This is a genomic window from Mycoplasmoides fastidiosum, assembly GCF_024498275.1.
In the GTDB taxonomy this organism is placed as follows: domain Bacteria; phylum Bacillota_I; class Bacilli_A; order Mycoplasmatales; family Mycoplasmoidaceae; genus Mycoplasma_N; species Mycoplasma_N fastidiosum.
In genome coordinates this window covers 723,803-740,183 of the sequence record NZ_CP101809.1, presented here as the reverse complement: position 1 = coordinate 740,183, position 16,381 = coordinate 723,803, and the positions used below count along the sequence as shown (strand labels likewise).

19 protein-coding genes are annotated in these 16,381 nt (G+C 23.1%); 9 read left to right on the top strand and 10 right to left on the bottom strand.

Annotation, left to right across the window (positions count from 1 at the left end; all coding sequences use genetic code 4):
* Positions 1-16: 16 nt before the first annotated feature.
* The 9 genes from NPA10_RS02495 (at position 17) to NPA10_RS02455 (ending at position 7,762) form a co-directional block, all read left to right on the top strand.
* Positions 17-583 carry a glycoside hydrolase family protein gene (locus tag NPA10_RS02495; RefSeq protein WP_256547143.1) on the top strand — a complete coding sequence of 189 codons (567 nt, stop codon included), beginning with the start codon at positions 17-19 and terminating at the stop codon, positions 581-583.
* 353 nt (positions 584-936) lie between these two features.
* Complete coding sequence (locus NPA10_RS02490) at positions 937-1,401, top strand: hypothetical protein (RefSeq protein WP_256547142.1); 465 nt, start codon at positions 937-939, stop codon at positions 1,399-1,401.
* A gap of 35 nt (positions 1,402-1,436) precedes the next feature.
* Entirely contained in the window at positions 1,437-2,531 is a 1,095-nt protein-coding gene (locus tag NPA10_RS02485) for an ATP-binding cassette domain-containing protein (RefSeq protein ID WP_256547141.1), read from the top strand.
* The gene (locus tag NPA10_RS02480) at positions 2,522-3,379 is read left to right on the top strand and encodes an ABC transporter transmembrane domain-containing protein (protein WP_256547140.1); all 858 of its coding nucleotides are present in this window, start codon (positions 2,522-2,524) and stop codon (positions 3,377-3,379) included. Before NPA10_RS02485 ends, NPA10_RS02480 begins: the two co-directional genes overlap by 10 nt.
* Positions 3,380-3,403: 24 nt before the next feature.
* Positions 3,404-3,868 (top strand): ATP-binding cassette domain-containing protein, encoded by a 465-nt coding sequence (locus NPA10_RS02475; protein WP_256547139.1) that lies wholly within the window; start codon positions 3,404-3,406, stop codon positions 3,866-3,868.
* On the top strand, positions 3,853-4,164 hold the full coding sequence (locus NPA10_RS02470) for an ATP-binding cassette domain-containing protein (RefSeq protein WP_256547138.1): 312 nt from the start codon (positions 3,853-3,855) through the stop codon (positions 4,162-4,164). Before NPA10_RS02475 ends, NPA10_RS02470 begins: the two co-directional genes overlap by 16 nt.
* 394 nt (positions 4,165-4,558) lie before the next feature.
* Positions 4,559-5,254: an ABC transporter transmembrane domain-containing protein gene (locus NPA10_RS02465; protein ID WP_256547137.1), complete on the top strand. Its 696-nt coding sequence runs from the start codon at positions 4,559-4,561 to the stop codon at positions 5,252-5,254.
* A gap of 59 nt (positions 5,255-5,313) precedes the next feature.
* Positions 5,314-6,153, top strand: coding sequence for an ABC transporter ATP-binding protein (locus NPA10_RS02460; protein WP_256547136.1), 840 nt, complete (start codon positions 5,314-5,316; stop codon positions 6,151-6,153).
* Positions 6,154-6,442: 289 nt separating this feature from the next.
* A complete protein-coding gene (locus NPA10_RS02455) occupies positions 6,443-7,762 on the top strand; it encodes an ATP-binding cassette domain-containing protein (RefSeq protein WP_256547135.1) in 1,320 nt (439 codons plus the stop codon).
* A gap of 143 nt (positions 7,763-7,905) precedes the next feature.
* Here the strand turns inward: NPA10_RS02455 and dnaG are convergent, their stop codons facing one another.
* The 10 genes from dnaG to NPA10_RS02405 are packed head-to-tail and all read right to left on the bottom strand — an operon-like array spanning position 7,906 to position 16,341.
* A complete protein-coding gene (dnaG, locus tag NPA10_RS02450) occupies positions 7,906-10,095 on the bottom strand; it encodes a DNA primase (RefSeq protein ID WP_256547134.1) in 2,190 nt (729 codons plus the stop codon).
* 5 nt (positions 10,096-10,100) lie between these two features.
* On the bottom strand, positions 10,101-11,537 hold the full coding sequence (locus NPA10_RS02445) for a glycine--tRNA ligase (RefSeq protein ID WP_256547133.1): 1,437 nt from the start codon (positions 11,535-11,537) through the stop codon (positions 10,101-10,103).
* Positions 11,530-11,955 (bottom strand): DNA repair protein RecO C-terminal domain-containing protein, encoded by a 426-nt coding sequence (locus NPA10_RS02440; RefSeq protein WP_334304521.1) that lies wholly within the window; start codon positions 11,953-11,955, stop codon positions 11,530-11,532. Before NPA10_RS02440 ends, NPA10_RS02445 begins: the two co-directional genes overlap by 8 nt.
* 44 nt (positions 11,956-11,999) lie before the next feature.
* Entirely contained in the window at positions 12,000-12,233 is a 234-nt protein-coding gene (locus tag NPA10_RS02435; RefSeq protein WP_256547132.1) for a recombination protein O N-terminal domain-containing protein, read from the bottom strand.
* 5 nt (positions 12,234-12,238) lie between these two features.
* Positions 12,239-13,129 (bottom strand): GTPase Era, encoded by an 891-nt coding sequence (gene era, locus NPA10_RS02430; RefSeq protein ID WP_256547131.1) that lies wholly within the window; start codon positions 13,127-13,129, stop codon positions 12,239-12,241.
* A gap of 2 nt (positions 13,130-13,131) precedes the next feature.
* On the bottom strand, positions 13,132-13,521 hold the full coding sequence (locus tag NPA10_RS02425) for a diacylglycerol kinase (protein ID WP_256547130.1): 390 nt from the start codon (positions 13,519-13,521) through the stop codon (positions 13,132-13,134).
* Positions 13,514-13,948 carry an rRNA maturation RNase YbeY gene (ybeY, locus tag NPA10_RS02420; protein ID WP_256547129.1) on the bottom strand — a complete coding sequence of 145 codons (435 nt, stop codon included), beginning with the start codon at positions 13,946-13,948 and terminating at the stop codon, positions 13,514-13,516. Before ybeY ends, NPA10_RS02425 begins: the two co-directional genes overlap by 8 nt.
* A gap of 39 nt (positions 13,949-13,987) precedes the next feature.
* The gene (locus NPA10_RS02415) at positions 13,988-14,350 is read right to left on the bottom strand and encodes a hypothetical protein (protein WP_256547128.1); all 363 of its coding nucleotides are present in this window, start codon (positions 14,348-14,350) and stop codon (positions 13,988-13,990) included.
* Positions 14,337-14,885, bottom strand: a complete 549-nt coding sequence (locus tag NPA10_RS02410) for an ATP-binding cassette domain-containing protein (protein WP_256547868.1) — start codon at positions 14,883-14,885, stop codon at positions 14,337-14,339. Before NPA10_RS02410 ends, NPA10_RS02415 begins: the two co-directional genes overlap by 14 nt.
* 10 nt (positions 14,886-14,895) lie before the next feature.
* The gene (locus NPA10_RS02405) at positions 14,896-16,341 is read right to left on the bottom strand and encodes a cysteine peptidase family C39 domain-containing protein (RefSeq protein WP_256547127.1); all 1,446 of its coding nucleotides are present in this window, start codon (positions 16,339-16,341) and stop codon (positions 14,896-14,898) included.
* Positions 16,342-16,381: the final 40 nt, after the last annotated feature.

Genomic DNA, 16,381 nt, shown 5'->3' with positions numbered 1-16,381 from the left:
TTTAATATGAGAAGGTTTGTTAAAAAATAAAAATATAAAAGAGCCAGATTTAACAACGAAAGTTTATGACCATATTTTGGAAATTGAAAAAGAAATTTTAAGAATAATTTTTAAAATTAAAAATGAAAACAATATTCAAAAATTAATTATTTTTTTCAAAAATTGAATAAAAAAATTTCTAGAAAAATATAAAGTTGAAAATGATACACATATATATTTGAAATTTTTAGAAAATGCTGTTTCTCCATATTTACAAAATGGAACAGCAGGCCTTTTATATGTATTATGTTTGTATTATAGAAAAACTCAAGATAAGTCATTTATAGACTTGACGAATAAATTGTTTTATTCCATAAAAATTCTCTTTACAAGAAAAATGTCATTAGGGTTTGGTATTAGTGGTATAGTCTATTGTAAAAAATTTTATTTTGATACTTTTCAGATAACTTATGATAAGAAAGAATTAATTAATCAATTAGCAATTTTAGACATTAATAAAATAAAAAATGTTTTTTACAACTATAAAAATGAAAAAATTGATGAAAGCTTTTTGTTGGGAAAAAGGTTTATTATTTGTAATTAAAGAAGTAATTTAAAAATTATAATTTCTTTATATACTAATTTTTAAATTTTTATTTTTTGTTTAAATTCAATTTTTAATATAAAAAACCATGTTTATTTATGAACATGGTTTTTTTATATCAAAATAAGATAAGTAAGAGAAAATTTAAATATATTTACTTTTAATGTTTTATTTATATTAATATACAAGTAAAAGTAATTATAAATTTAAATTGATAAGTTTTTGATAAAATTCAACTAAAAAACATTTCATTTACATATAAATAATGAATCAAATCATTTAATTATTAATAATCTTCATATGTTTTTAACTTAAGTTTTTTAAAAAGATTTCAATAAATTTAGAGGTCAGATATGTTTTATATTAAGCAACATAAAATTGCATTTCTGTTATATTTGTGTTTGTCAATAATAACAAGCGGAATTGTTATATTTGAAGCCTATTTAACGTATTTGACATATCAATACATTGCTAAAAATCAAGCAAATGAATACAATATATTAATTATTGTTCAAGTAGTTTTGTTTTTAGTTGGTTTGATCTCTTATATATTTAAGACATTACTTGAAAATAAAACATACGAACAAATAATTAAAAATTTAAGAACAAATACTATTGCCAAAATTTCATTGGTTAAAAGTTTAGAATTTAAAATTAATAAGAAAGGTTTTTATATTTCTCGATTAATAAATAAATTAGATTATTTTTTTCACGAAGACCAGGAAACCTTTTTATTTGAATTGATCGATTTAATACTTTCTGAATTTCTTTTCCGGTATTGGTTTTTATCGATTGAAAAATTGGCTTGATTTCTTTAGCTGTTTCTACTGTTAACATTATCATTCCTTTGATAATGGGTAATATTACTATCAAATACAACACTTTAGTTGGTAAAGAATTTGAAAATTTTACCGCCTATTTGTTAGTTATGATTGATTCATTTTCTTCTTTTTATTTTTTTAATAAACAAAAAGAGTTTATTCAGCAAATTATTAAAAAAAATAATGAATTCATCAAAAGATATTTAAAAAATGTCAAATTTAATTTAATGTCTGAATTTTTCATTAGTGGTGTATCTATCATAATTGACTATTTGATGATTTATTTGATGGGTTATTTTATCTTATTTATATACATCGATGGAGCATCATCAATTGGTCTAATTGCTGCAATTCCAGTAATTTTACAATCATTAATCTATAGTATTAGATGAATTGGTTTATATATTTCACAATATAAATCTGTAAAAGAACTAGCTGATGAATATGAGATTCCTGCAAAAAATATAAATACAATTAGTATCGAATCTAACTATAAATTTGATTCTTTAAAAATTTGTAATTTAAATTTTAGTTACAAAGACAATAAACCACTTTTTAAAAACTTGAATTTATCTTTTGAAAAAGGTAAAAAATATGCGCTAATTGGTCCTAGTGGTTCTGGTAAAACCACTTTACTAAATTTAATCACTAAACAATTGGATAATTATCAAGGTGAAATTATTTTGAATGGAATCAATGTGAAAGATATTGAGGATTCAAATTATAAAACCACTTTTACTTTTTTAGATTCTGAAGAATTTGTTTTCAATGACACAGTTTATAACAATATTAGTCTATGAACTCCTGATCAAGAACCTAAAGTGAAAAAAGCTTTAGATTTGGCTTCTTATTCAATTGAAGATTTAAATTTACAATTAAACAACGAAAACTCAAATATTTCATCTGGACAAAAACAAAGAATAAATTTTGCACGTTTCTTTTTTGATAATAAAAATTTATTAATTTTAGACGAAGCTCTTGCTAATTTAGATAAAGAAAATGTTGCTAAAATTGAAAAAAATTTATTTGATAATCCTGAATTAACTTTAATTAACGTAACTCATCACTTGAAAAATCCTGAAAAATACCATAAAATTTATAGAATGGAGGATTTGACATGAAAATAGCTTGAAAATATATCAGAAAAGAAATTATTTTATTAACTTTATCAATAATTTTCTTACCCCTAACAGAAGCTTTAATAAGTTTTTTTTCTGCAAAAGCGATGCAATCTGTTTTCGATGGAGCTGAATCTAGAATAAATTTAATGGAAAACTATTTATTGTTTGTTTATTGAATATTGGGAATTTTAGGTATTACTGCTGTTAGTTTTTTGTTTAGTTGAATTTACTATTGATTTGTAAATAAATTAAGTCTGTCAATTTTAAATGGATTGAGTTCTATGATTTTTGATCAATATAGAAGAGCTACAAATCAATCTTTTTTAAAATTTGATCCGGCAAATACTTATGCTATGTTAACTAATGATGCATCGATGTATCTTGATTATAATGTTCATACTATACTAGATATTATTCAAGTAGTTTTGAAAGTTATTTTTTCAATAATTATTGGAGCTGTTTTTAGTTGAATTTTAGTTTTATTTATTCTAGTAATAATTTTATTTTCTTTTTTAGGATCATTTATTTTTAAAAAAACTCAAAGCAATGCTTTTGAAAATTTTTCAAAAGCAAAACATGATTTTCAAGTAAAAATAAATAATTTATTGGATGGTTATTCTCGATTGTATTTTGCGAATAAACAAAATTTTTTAAATAAACAAATAAAAAATGATATTCATAATGTTTATAAGGTAAGTTTAAGAAAGAACAATATTACTTCATTTGTTGATCTTGGTTCGCGATATGTTTATGAACTTATTGCTAATATACTAGTTATTGGTTCTGCATTGTTGATTTTTCGTTTTAAGAATGAATCAACATTTTTAGGTTTTATCAATATCGGTTTTTTATAATTAATAACTCATTTTGTTTCTAGCTTGAGTGGGGTTGGTACTAGTTTGTTATCAAACATCAAGAAATATCTTTCTAACCGAAATATTGTTAAAACATTTGATTTAAAATTAGAATCTGATACTAATGAATTAACAATTGATGAAATCAATCAAATTGATATCAAAAATTTGAGTTTTCAATATCCTGAAACTGATAAACAAATTTTTCGGAATTTAAATTTAAAGTTTAAAAAAGGACAAAAATATGCCATTGTTGGAGAAAGTGGTTCTGGAAAATCAACTTTATTAAAGTTATTAAATGGTTTATATTTTTCTGATAGTGGTGAAATTTTAATAAATAACTATAATATTAATGCGATTAATTCTAATTCTTTGCGAGAACATTTAACTTTTATTGATTCAAAAAATTTAGTTTTTCCAACAAATATTGCTAATAATGTTACATTTTATGAAGAAAATTTTGATCAAAAAAATTGGAAATTGCTTTAAAGAAAGCTAATTTATCAAAAGAGTTAAAAGATAATTATTTGGATCCTGATTTTGATACAATTAATAATTTATCTTTAGGACAAAAACAAAGATTAGTTTTAGCTCGTTTATTTTATTTAAATAAAAAATGAATTATTTTAGACGAATCACTATCTAATTTAGATGATAAAAATGCAATTGATATACAGGAAAAAATTATAAAAGATCCTGATTTAACCCTAATTTTAGTGACTCACCACCTGAAAAAAGAAAATTATAATTTATTCAATCAAGTTATTAATTTGGATGAACTTTAAATTTTAAAATTTAGATAAAAAACAACGCAACATTATGTTGCGTTGTTTTTTATTATTAATATTTTATCTAAAATAAAATCATTAAATTATATATTAAATTATAGTTTGCTAAATTCTCAGCATAATTAACTTTTTTGTTTATATAAAATTAATTTAATTTTTTAACTACTAATTAAATAATGAATGAATTCAATGAAATTAAATCAAATTAAATAATAAATAACATTTTTTAATTATCCTTTATGAAGAAGAATTACATTTTTCAAATATAATTACTGCTTTTTCATTTCAATATAACTATAAAACTATTTATTTAATATACAATAACTTTAAAAAATATTTTTATTATTTTTTTAGTTTTATTATTTAAAAATTTTAATAAGCGGAGTTAAATATGTTTTATATAAAGCAATATAAAATAGCATTTTTGCTATACATGTTTTTGTCGTTAATAACAAGTGGAATTGTTATTTTTGAAGCATATTTAACATATTTAACTTATCAATATATTCTGATGAGTCAGCCTGATAAATATAATACATTAATTATTATTCAAGCAGTTTTGTTTTTAATTGGATTAATTTCTTATATTTTTAAGACATTAATTCAAAATAAAACTAATGAAAAAATAGTTAAAAATTTAAAAATTAATATTGTTGCTAAAATTTCGCTTACTAAAAGCTTAGAATTTCAGACCAATAAAAAAGGTTTTTATATAGCCAAATTGATTGAAAAATTAAATTATTTTTTTGAAAGAAGACCTGGAAATCTTTTTAATTGAATTGATCATTTAAATTTATTTTGAATTTCTTTTCCAGTATTAATCTTTATTGATTGAAGAGTTGGATTAATTTCATCAGCTATTTCTGTTATCAATATTATTATTCCTATAATAATGGGTCATGTTACTATCAAATACATGACTTTAGCAGGTGAAGAAATGGAAAACTTTGATGCAAATTTATTAATGATGATTGATTCTTATCCTTCTTTTTATTTCTTTAATAAACAAAAAGAATTTATTAAAGAAACCATTGATGAAAATAATAAAATTATTAAAAAATTCTTAAAAATATTAAATTTAATTTAATATCTGAATTTATTATTGCAGGTTCGCAAATTCTTGCTTATTACTTGATTATTTATGTAATGGGACATTTTATTCTACTTGTGTATGAAAAAGCATCTGCATCTGTTGGTTTAGTTGCTGCAGTACCAGTAATTTTACAATTTTTAACTCAGAGCATTAAAAACATTGGCCTTTATATTTCACAATACAAATCTGTAAAAGAATTAGCTATTGAATATGAAACTTCAGTACCAACAACAAAAATAATTAACTCTCAATCAAATTATCAATTTGATCATTTGGAAATTCGTAACTTAAATTTTAGTTACGAAGATAATAAACCACTTTTTAAAGACTTAAATTTGTTTTTTGAAAAAGGCAAAAAATATGCACTTATTGGTCCTAGTGGTTCAGGGAAATCAACTTTATTAAATTTAATCACCAAACAATTGGAAAATTATCAAGGTGAAATTATTTTGAACGGAATAAATGTTAAAAACATTGATGATTCAGATTATAAGGAAACTTTTATTTTTTTAGATTCCCAAGAATTTGTTTTTAATGACACAGTTTATAACAATGTTAGTTTGTGAACTCCTGATCAAGAACCTAGAGCAAAAAAAGCTTTAGATTTGGCTTCTTACTCAATTGAAGATTTAAATTTACAATTAAACAACGAGAACTCAAATATTTCATCTGGGCAAAAACAAAGAATAAATTTTGCACGTTTCTTTTTTACAAGGAAGAATTTATTAATTTTGGACGAAGCTCTTGCTAATTTAGATAAAGATAACGTTGCTAATATTGAAAAAAATTTATTTGATAATTCTGAATTAACTTTAATTAATGTAACTCATCATCTTACAAATCCTGAAAAATACCATAAAATCTATAAAATGGAAGATTTAGTATGAAAGTAGCTTGAAAATATACAAGAAAGGAAATTATTTTATTGATTCTATCAGTGATTTTTACATCCTTATTAGAAGCAGTGAGTAGTTTTTTTCAGCGACCATAATTCAATCTATTTTTGATGGTGTAAAAGCGACTGATTCAATAAACAATTATTGAGTGTTTATTTACTGAATATTGGGAATATTAGGAATTTTTGTATTTAGACTTGTATTTACTTGAATTTATTATTGATTTTTAAGTAAACTTAATCTTTCAATTTCGAATGCTTTTATTCCTATAATATTTGATCAATATATGAAAGCAAAAAATAAAGCTTTTTTACAATATAACTCGTCATCAACATATGCTACATTGACTCGAGATAGTGGAATGTATCTTAGTTACAATATTATTGCTATATTAGATATTATTCAAGTTATTTCAAGTATTATTTTTTCCATGATTGTTGGCGCAGTTTTCAGTTGAATTTTAGTTTTATTTATTTTAATAATAATTTTATTTTCTTTTTTGGGAACATTTATTTTTAAGAAAACCCAAAGCGATGCTTTTGAAAATTTTTCAAAAGCAAATCATGAATTTCAATCCAAAATAAATAATCTGTTAGATGGTTATCCCCGATTATATTTTGCAAACAAACAAAAACTTTTGAACGAACAAATTAGCAATGAAATTAATAATGTTTATAAGGCAAGTCTAAAGAAAACAAATGTTATTTCATTTGTAAATCTTGGATCTAGATATGTTTATGAACTTATTGGTAATATATTAATTATTGGTTCTGCATTATTAATTTTTCATTTTACAAATCAACGTACACTTTTAGGTTTTATCGATATTGGTTTTTTATGATTAATAACTCATTTTGTTTCTCAATTAAAAGGAGTTGGACCAAGCTTGATTTCAAACATTAAAGGTTATTTATCTAATCGAAATATTGTTAAATCATTTGATTTAAAATTAGCACTTGAAAATAATGAAATAGTAATTGATGAAATTAGAGAAATTAAAATCCAAAATTTAGATTTCAAATATCCTAATGAAGATAAACAAATTTTTCAGAACTTAAATTTAAAATTTAAAAAAGGAGAAAAATATGCCATCATTGGTGAGAGTGGTTCTGGTAAATCAACTTTATTAAAATTATTAAATGGTTTATATGTTTCTAATAGTGGTGAAATTTTAATAAATAATCACAATATTAATGCAATTAGAGCTAATTCTTTACGAGAAAATTTAACTTTTGTTGATTCAAAAAACTTAGTTTTTCCAACTAATATTATTAATAATGTTACATTTTATGAAAAAAATTTTGATCCAAAAAAACTAGAAAATGCTCTAGATAAAGTTAATTTGTTGAGTGAATTAAAAGATAATTATTTGAATCCAAATTTTGATGTAACAAATAATTTATCATTAGGTCAGAAACAAAGATTAGTTTTAGCTCGTTTATTTTATTTAAATAAAAAATGAATTATTTTAGATGAATCATTATCTAATTTAGATGATAAAAATACATCTGATATTCAAGAAAGAATTATTGAAGATCCGGATTTGACTTTGATTTTAGTAACCCATCATTTAAAAAAGAAAATCATCATTTATTTCATCAAGTAATTAATTTAAATCAACTTTAAATTTAAACAACAAAAAAACAACACAACAATTATGTTGTGTTATTTTTTATGCATAGAATGAAATTTTAATTAATAGCAATATAAAGCTTATTTTATAATTTCAGTTTTTTGTTCAATACAAAATTAACTTTTCTTTTGTTTTCTAAAAATTTGATTATTAATTGTTGTATCAATTTTTCGTCGAATTTCTAATTCCTTTTGAAATAAACTAGTAATTTCTTGATTATATTGAGTTACTAATTTCATTTGTTCTTCAATAGAACCATTTTTTTGAAATACTTTTTCAATTTTTGTTCTAAAAAATTGACGTTCAATTTCAATTATGCATAATAAAAAATTGAAAAGACAGTCATAAAATACGTTGTAAAGGGTTTCAGGTATGGATAGTTCTTCTAAATTACAATGTTTAAAAATCAAGAAATCACTTCTTACAAAATGTAATTTTTTTAAAAAATCAACTCTTTTTTGACCAAAAGTAATCACAGATAAATCAGAATCCAGATAATCATCTAATTGTTTTTTATTCACAATTGTTAAAGGATCTAATTCATTGGCAGGATCCATTAAAAGATTTCGAACATAAATATTAGCATACAAATTTGCTACAGGATCTTGAAATTCTTTTAAATTAATTTCGCAATCTAATTTATCTTCAAGAACTTCTTGACTAAAGCTATTTCAATTATTAATTAATAATAAAAACAAGATTTTAGTGTATTTTTGAATGGATAAATAAGGATAATGGTTATTTTTTTTGGGTAGTTTTTTTTGTAAAATTCGGGGAGAAATTCTGCTATTTAGTTCCTGAGGTTCTCAAAGTTGTTCATAACTATCTTGAAATTCTTCATTAACCGAAACGATATTTGGTGTTGAAATTGAGTTAATGAAAACGTTTTTGGGTTTTAAATAAGAATTAGTATCGTATAAAGCTTTTAAAAAAGCTGCTTTTTGATGATTTTTTTGCTCTTGTAAAATGGGATTATTAAACATTTTGAAAATATCATAAATACTTTCAATTGTTTCTTCTGCATAATGTAAGGAAACTAAATTTTTAAATCGAATTTCATTTGTTGAAATTTGAAACAAATATTCTAAAAAATTGTCACAAGCACTTACAGCATCATCAACAGTAAAATTTTCTTGGTGTTTTATTTGTTGAAGATAATATTGAAAAAAATTGACAGGATTTTTTAGTAAATGAATGTTGACAGGATTATTATCGTTAATAATATCGTCAATATCTTTTAATACTTTATCAGAACTTTGTAATTGGCTAAAATCAATGATTCGAACTTCAAAACCTTTTTCTAAAAAAGTAAACGCAGTTTTTTCACTAAAATTTTTACCAGCTTGATCATTATCAAAAGCAATTACAATTTTTTTAGGTTGCTGAGATTTTTTTTCTAAATAATCAGAAAGAGCTTTAATTTGCTGATTAGAAAAACTAGTTCCCATTGAAGCGACAACATTGAAAACATTTATTTTATAAAAAGCAATAACATCCATGAATCCTTCAACCAAAATGATTTCATCATATTTTTGATTAGATTTATAAAAATTATTTAGATTATATAAAATTTCGTGTTTTTTAAAAACAACACTTTCACTACTATTTAGATATTTAGGTAAATGGGAATTTGTTTTATAAATTCTGCCAGAAAAACCAATAACTCGATCATCTTTATTACTAATTGGAAAAATAATTCGATCACTAAAAAAATCATTAACTTTATCGTTATAAAGATTAATGAGTTTCAATTCAGCTAATTCTTCAATTTTGTAGGAATAAGAATTATTTTCATTATTACTATTAATAAGTCGTTCAAGAACAGATTGCCGATCAGGAAACTGCGGTGCAAAACCAATCTTAAAAGTTTCAAGAATTTTAGGATCCATTTGTCGAACTTTAATTAAATAATTTTTTACTTCTTGATTAGAATCAAGAAATTCAATATATTGTTGAGCTACAAAATCATTTAAATTCAATAATTTTTCAAAGGGATTTTCATTTCTTTTATTCAATAAAAATTGGTATTCAGTTTGATCAATGCCAGATAGTTCTAATGCTTGTACTAAAGCATCTCTATAGTTAATTTTTAAATGTTTCATTAAAAAACTAACTCCATCTCCTCCGACACCACATGAAAAGCATTTAAAGATGTTTTTAGTTTCAGACACATTCATAGAAGGAGCATTATCAGAATGAAAAGGGCACAATCCCAAATGATTAGTGCCGTGTTTTTTTAAGGAAACATATTTTTGCACTACATTTAAAACTTTAACACGATTACGTAAGTCATTATTAAAATTCATAGGGTCTAAATATTATTGTTTACAAAAGGATCTAATTCTTTAATTAAAAAGGTTTTTAAATCTTTATACAAAATTTTAGTTTGCTTCATACTATCACGATATCTAATAGTAACAGTTGCATTATTTAAATTGAATGTTGTTAAATCTTGTTTGGTTGCATCAAAAGTTTCAAAATCACAAGTAATGCAAAAAGGAGTTCCAATCGCATCATTTCGACGATATCTCTTACCAATACTACCAGCTAGATCATAAGTAACTGAAAAACCATATTGAATTAAATTTTGAAAAATTAAACGAGCTGCTAATTCTTGTTTTTTTGTTAAAGGCAAAATTGCAATAGAATAAGGGGCTAAATATGTTGGCAGTTTTAAAACGATTCGTTGATCGGTTTCACTTATGGTTTCTTCTTGATAACAATCAGTTACTAGTGCTAACAATAATCGATTTAATCCTACTGATGGCTCTACTACGTAAGGAATAAATTTTTCTTTGGTTGTTTCATCAAAATAAGTTAAATCCCTTCCGGATTTTTCTTGGTGGTTTTTTAAATCAAAATCCGTTCGATTTGCCAAACCTCATAATTCTGATCTGCCTTGAGCAAATTGATATTCAATATCAACTGTTCTAGAACTATAGTGGGCTAAATCTTCACTGGGAATTTCATTAAAAAAAATTTTAGATTGATCCAGTTTTAAAAAGAAAAAAAGAAAATTTTTAATTTTAGCTAATTGATCTTCAAAAATGTCATTAGCTTTTTCAGGATGACAAAATCATTCAATTTCCATTTGTTCAAATTCACGAGTTCTAAAAATTCCATTCCCAATGGTAATTTCGTTGCGGAAAGCTTTACCAATTTGTCCAATTGCAAATGGTAACTTAGTTCGCATTGTGCGTTGAACAGTTTTGTAGTTGATAAAAATATTTTGAGCAGTTTCTGGTCGTAAGTACAAACCATCATCAATTTGACTATGGTCAAATTTAGTAGCAGTTTTGTACATTAAATTAAATTTTCTAGCAGGAGTAAAATTGTGTTCTTTACATTTAAGACATTGAATTTTAGCATCAGCATTGATGATTAAATCAATTTCACTTGGACTTTTATTTTCAATATTGTTATAATGAAAATTTGCTAAAAAATGATCAACTCGAAAACGATTTTGACAATTTTTACAATCAATTAGTAAATCATTAAAGTTATCTAAATGACCTGAAGCTTGTCAGACTTTAGAATTCAACATAATAGAAGAATCCATAGGAAAAACATTTTCTTGACGTTTAATGAAGTAGTTTCACCATAAATCACGAATATTATTTTTTAATATTACTCCTAAAGGACCATAATCTCAAGAATTAGGTAAACCGCCATAAATTTCACTATTAGCAATAATAAAACCATAGGTTTTTAAATAATCAATAATGATTTCATTGAAATTTTTATTCATAATAACTAAATTTTACACCTACTAGTTTTAAATATACTTCTTGCATGAAAGCAAAAAGCAAACGACTGCCTGTTTGATACTCTAAAGCTTTTTCTAGTTCATCTCTATTTAAATATAAAAATAATAAGATGGCTTCTTTAGTTCAACTGGGATTTTGAGCTAATTGAGAACACAAATAACAAAGAATCCCATAATCATCTTTAGAAACTGAATAAATTCTTTGAGTTGATCCACATGTGCTACATTTTTGATAATTTAATTTAAACCCAAAAATAATTTGACACTTAATTAATAAATAATTTACTAAAAATAAGTCAGGATATTTTTGTGATTTAATTAATTCTAAAAATTTTTCATAAATTTTTAGTAAGTTAACATGGGATTTTTCAGTTTCAATTTTTTCAAAAACCTTATTTAAAAAAATTAAAGTTTTATTTTCTATTAAATCCTTAGATAAAGCTTCTAATAAATAAACTTTTTTAATCGAGATAATTTTTTTTCCAAGCGGGCTTCAAAAAATTGAATTTCTGTCAAATGGCCAATAAATAAATTTCTAGAATTTTTACTATTAATTTTTTTTAATCCCATGCCAATACAACTAATAATTTTTTCTTCCGTTAAAAATGTGAGAATCTTATCAAAATCTTTATAGTCATATTCAGAAATTAAATAACCATTTAAAATTTTTTCAGCCATTTTATTTATATATATTTTTTAATAAAATTTTTGTTGTTTCTTCAATCTTTAGAAACTTTAACTACTAATCCTAAATAAATTTGTGTATCAAAAATTTGATTTAGTTTCTTTCGCGAACGAATGCCAATTTCTTTAATTTTTTCACCTTTGTTACCAATAATAATTTTTTTCTTACTTTCAGATTCACAATAAATAAATGCTTCAATTGAAAATAATTTTTTGATTGGATCATAGTGTTTATCTTCAATTTGTACATGAATACCATAGGGTACTTCTTGTCTTAATAAATTTAAGGTAACACCACGAATTGTTTCACTAATTAAAAAATTATCATCATCTTCATTTTCAAAATCGATGTAATTATCAGTTAATAATCCGTATTTAATCATTGATAATAAATTGTCAATAAAATTTAAATCATCAATGGATGTGAAAAAATAATTGTTAAATTGTAAATATTGAGAAATTTCTTTGATTTTTATTTGTTGTAATTCAGATTTTTGATTAGCAGATAATAAATCATTTTTGGTAAAAATGACTGTTAATTTATTGGGAGAACGTTTATTAACTTCTTGCATGAAATAAATTGCTTCATCATTGAATTGTTTAGTGATATCACAGACATAACAAACAACATTAGCATCACGAAAATTTTTATAAATTTCTTTATTCATAAAATGATCTAATTCATTTTTAGCGAAGTGAAAACCAGGAGTATCTTTAAATAATATTTGATGGTTCTCATCAGTATAAAGAAAACGAGATTCTTTTCTGGTTGTCTGAGGTTTGCTATTAATTAAAGCAAATTCGTATTTACAAATTCTGTTAATGAGAGTTGATTTACCAGCATTCGGAATGCCACAAAAGAAAACATTTCCCGTTAATTTAGCATTCATTCTTATTGCACCACTTTAGAAATGAATAAAATTAAATAAACAATAATTGCCCCTAAAATCATTAATAAACTAGCAGCTGAAGCAATATTCTTAATTTTTTTAGCATTGATACCATACCGAAAATTAATTAAATCAACAATATTTTCGATTGCTGTATTGATTACTTCAACTACTAAAATTAAGGTTCCTGTAATGACAACCACAATTCATTCTAATGCAGTCATTTTGGTGTGTAAAATTCCAGCTGTAATGTAAGAAATAAAAATAATGATAAAAATGACAACAAAAGAATTTTCTTCTTTTAAAACAGTATACAAACCTTTAAAAGCATTAACTGCTCTAATGTAATAAGATCTAAAACTTTGGTTTTTTATTTTGTTAAATTTATTCATAAATCTTTGCTAAAACCAAATCCTGAATTTTAAACATTTTTACTTCATCTTCTTTTTCAATGTGATCATAACCTAAAAGATGAAGTAAACCATGTAAAAACATAAAAGATACTTCTCGATCTAAAGTTTTGTCATAAAGTTTAGCTTGAGTAATGCATTTGTCATAACAAATAAAGATTTCGCCTAACAAGTTTTGATTAAAAGGTTGGTCTAAAAAACTGAAACTAATAACATCAGTTATTTTATTCTTTTGACGGTAATCATTATTTAGTTTTTTAATAATGTATTTGGAAACAAAATTAACTTCAAAAAAATAATCTTGCTTTAATTTTAAAATTTTTTGGACTTCATTACTAATAATTTGAAAATTCTTTTTCATCTTATTGGTAATGAAATAATTGTTTTTATTGTTAATGACAAACTTCATGATTGAATAGACTTTTTATGCTTAGTATATTATAAAGGTTTAGCTAAAAATTTCTTTTCAATAATAGTGTTGATATAAGTAATATTTGATTTCATTAAAAACAGGATCGGTTTTCATACTTTCAATTCTAAAAAATAATTCAACTCCTTTTTCATTATTAATTTTGCGAATAATTTTAGCTTGATGATTTTCGTTATTCCTTTTGTAATAAAAAATATTTTTATCAATGGCATTTTTTAAATACTCATATGATTCATTACTAATCATCACTTTTTGAAAAGTTTTATAGTTTTGAATAATATTATTTTCATATTTTTTCACTTTTAAAATAAAACCTGATCCAATTAGTAAACCTAAAAATAATAAAAAAATAACAAAAACATTAATTTTAATATTTCGCATATTGATGCTCTTTCAAAATAATTGTCTCTCTAAAAAAATCAGCAATATCTAAATCGTGTTCGGTACAAATTAAAAAATTATTTTCACCAATTTTAGCAATGATTGTTTGATAGAGAATATTTTTGATTTGCTTGTCGATGTGACTGGTTGCTTCATCTAAAATAATTAATTTATTATGATATTCAAGTAGTAATAATAAGTTAAGAAACTGAGCTTGGCCAGAACTTAATTGTTGAATTTTTAAATTATCTTTTAACTCTAAATTCATAAGTTCAGCAACAGCAATAATAGTGTCTTTTTCTTTTTGGTTTAAATTTCTCAAAATTTTCTTTCAACTATAATCAGGAATATAACTAATATTTTTTTGATAAATAACGTTTACATTAAATTCATTCATATTGAAAAAATCAGTATTAATGTTGTTGAATTTAATTAAACCCTGACTAGGAATTAAAGTTCGACAAATTAATTTATATAAAGTTGATTTTCCTGATCCTGAAGGACCTTGGATGAAAGTATTATTTTTGATCTTTAAATTTAAATTTTTAAATACTTTTTATCATCATTAAAAAAGCAATATTTTCTAATTTAATTTCTTTAATATTTTCTCATGCTAATCCTTGATTATTGTTATTTGCTACTGATAGAAAATTTAAATAAATTTTTTGAGAAAAATTAAAGTCAACAGTATAAAAATAAAAATCAACTAGTTTAGCAAATGAATTATTAATATAACCATAAAATGTGGTAGCCATAATTAGATTACTAAACTTAATTTCACTTCTTATTAATAAATAAGCACCAAGAGAATACAACATTAAATTAATTAGACTAGTAAAAAAATTGTTCACCTTATCAAAATAACCATTATATAAAGATCACTTATAGTTAAAAGCCGCTTGATGAGCGGCATTATTTTGAATTTTTTGTAACAAGAGAATCAATTTTTTATTATTAATTTCATCTTGCATGAATTTTTTTAAATTAAAGTAATTTTCTTTACTTTGATCAATTAAAAATTTAATTTTAGGATATTGTTTCTTATTAAATTTATATGCAAAAAAAGTATAACCCATTTGCACTACAACTGATGTAAGAATGATTGAAATGATTCTTCAATCTAAAATTAAAACAAAAATAAACAGAACAATAACATTCAATAAGTTGACAAAAAAAGAATGAAAGTAACGACTGTAATATTTACTAATAATCTCAACATGATAATTCAACATGACAAATTGATGTTGTGAAATCTTATGAAAGAAATTATTGTTTTTGTGAGCTAATCGATTAAGTAATTCATGTGATAATTGCTTGTAATATTTTTGTAACTGATTGGCTTCTAGAATTTCAATTAGAAAATTACCAAAATTATTGGTCAAATATCCAAAAACAGCAATAAAAATGATGATTCCTAAATTGGATATTTCATTTGAAGCAATCACGCTATCAAAAATTGTTTTAATAAAATAACCAGAAATAACAGTTAAACTTAAAACAATAATATTGATAATAAAAATTTTAGAAAAAGCAACCCAGTCAATTTGAATTTTTTGTTCTAGTTGTTGGTTAATTAATTTAAGACTAGTTGTTTGTTTTTTAATTTCAATAAAAATATTGGCATAATAAGGTTTGAGCTGTGCATAACTTAACTTCTTTTTTCCAGCTACTGAATCAAACATTACAATCCCATCGTGAACTTTTTTAGCAATCACATAATGATTGCCTGATTGCAAATCTAATAATAAAATGAAATAATCTTTAGTTTTATATTCGATGAATTCTTCAAAACTTAATTCATATGAGTCTAAGAGAATGCCATATTTTTGATTGATTTTTTCTAAATCTAAGATACTCATGCCATCTTGGGAAACATTAGCATTAGAAATCAATTCTTCACGGGAAATTTCTTTTTTATAAAAGAAATTAATTAATGATTGAGTAACACAAATACCACAATCAAAAATCTCTTGTTGCTTGTAAATTTTCATTCTAGTTACCTTTCTCAATAAGTAATTAAATGAAAATTAG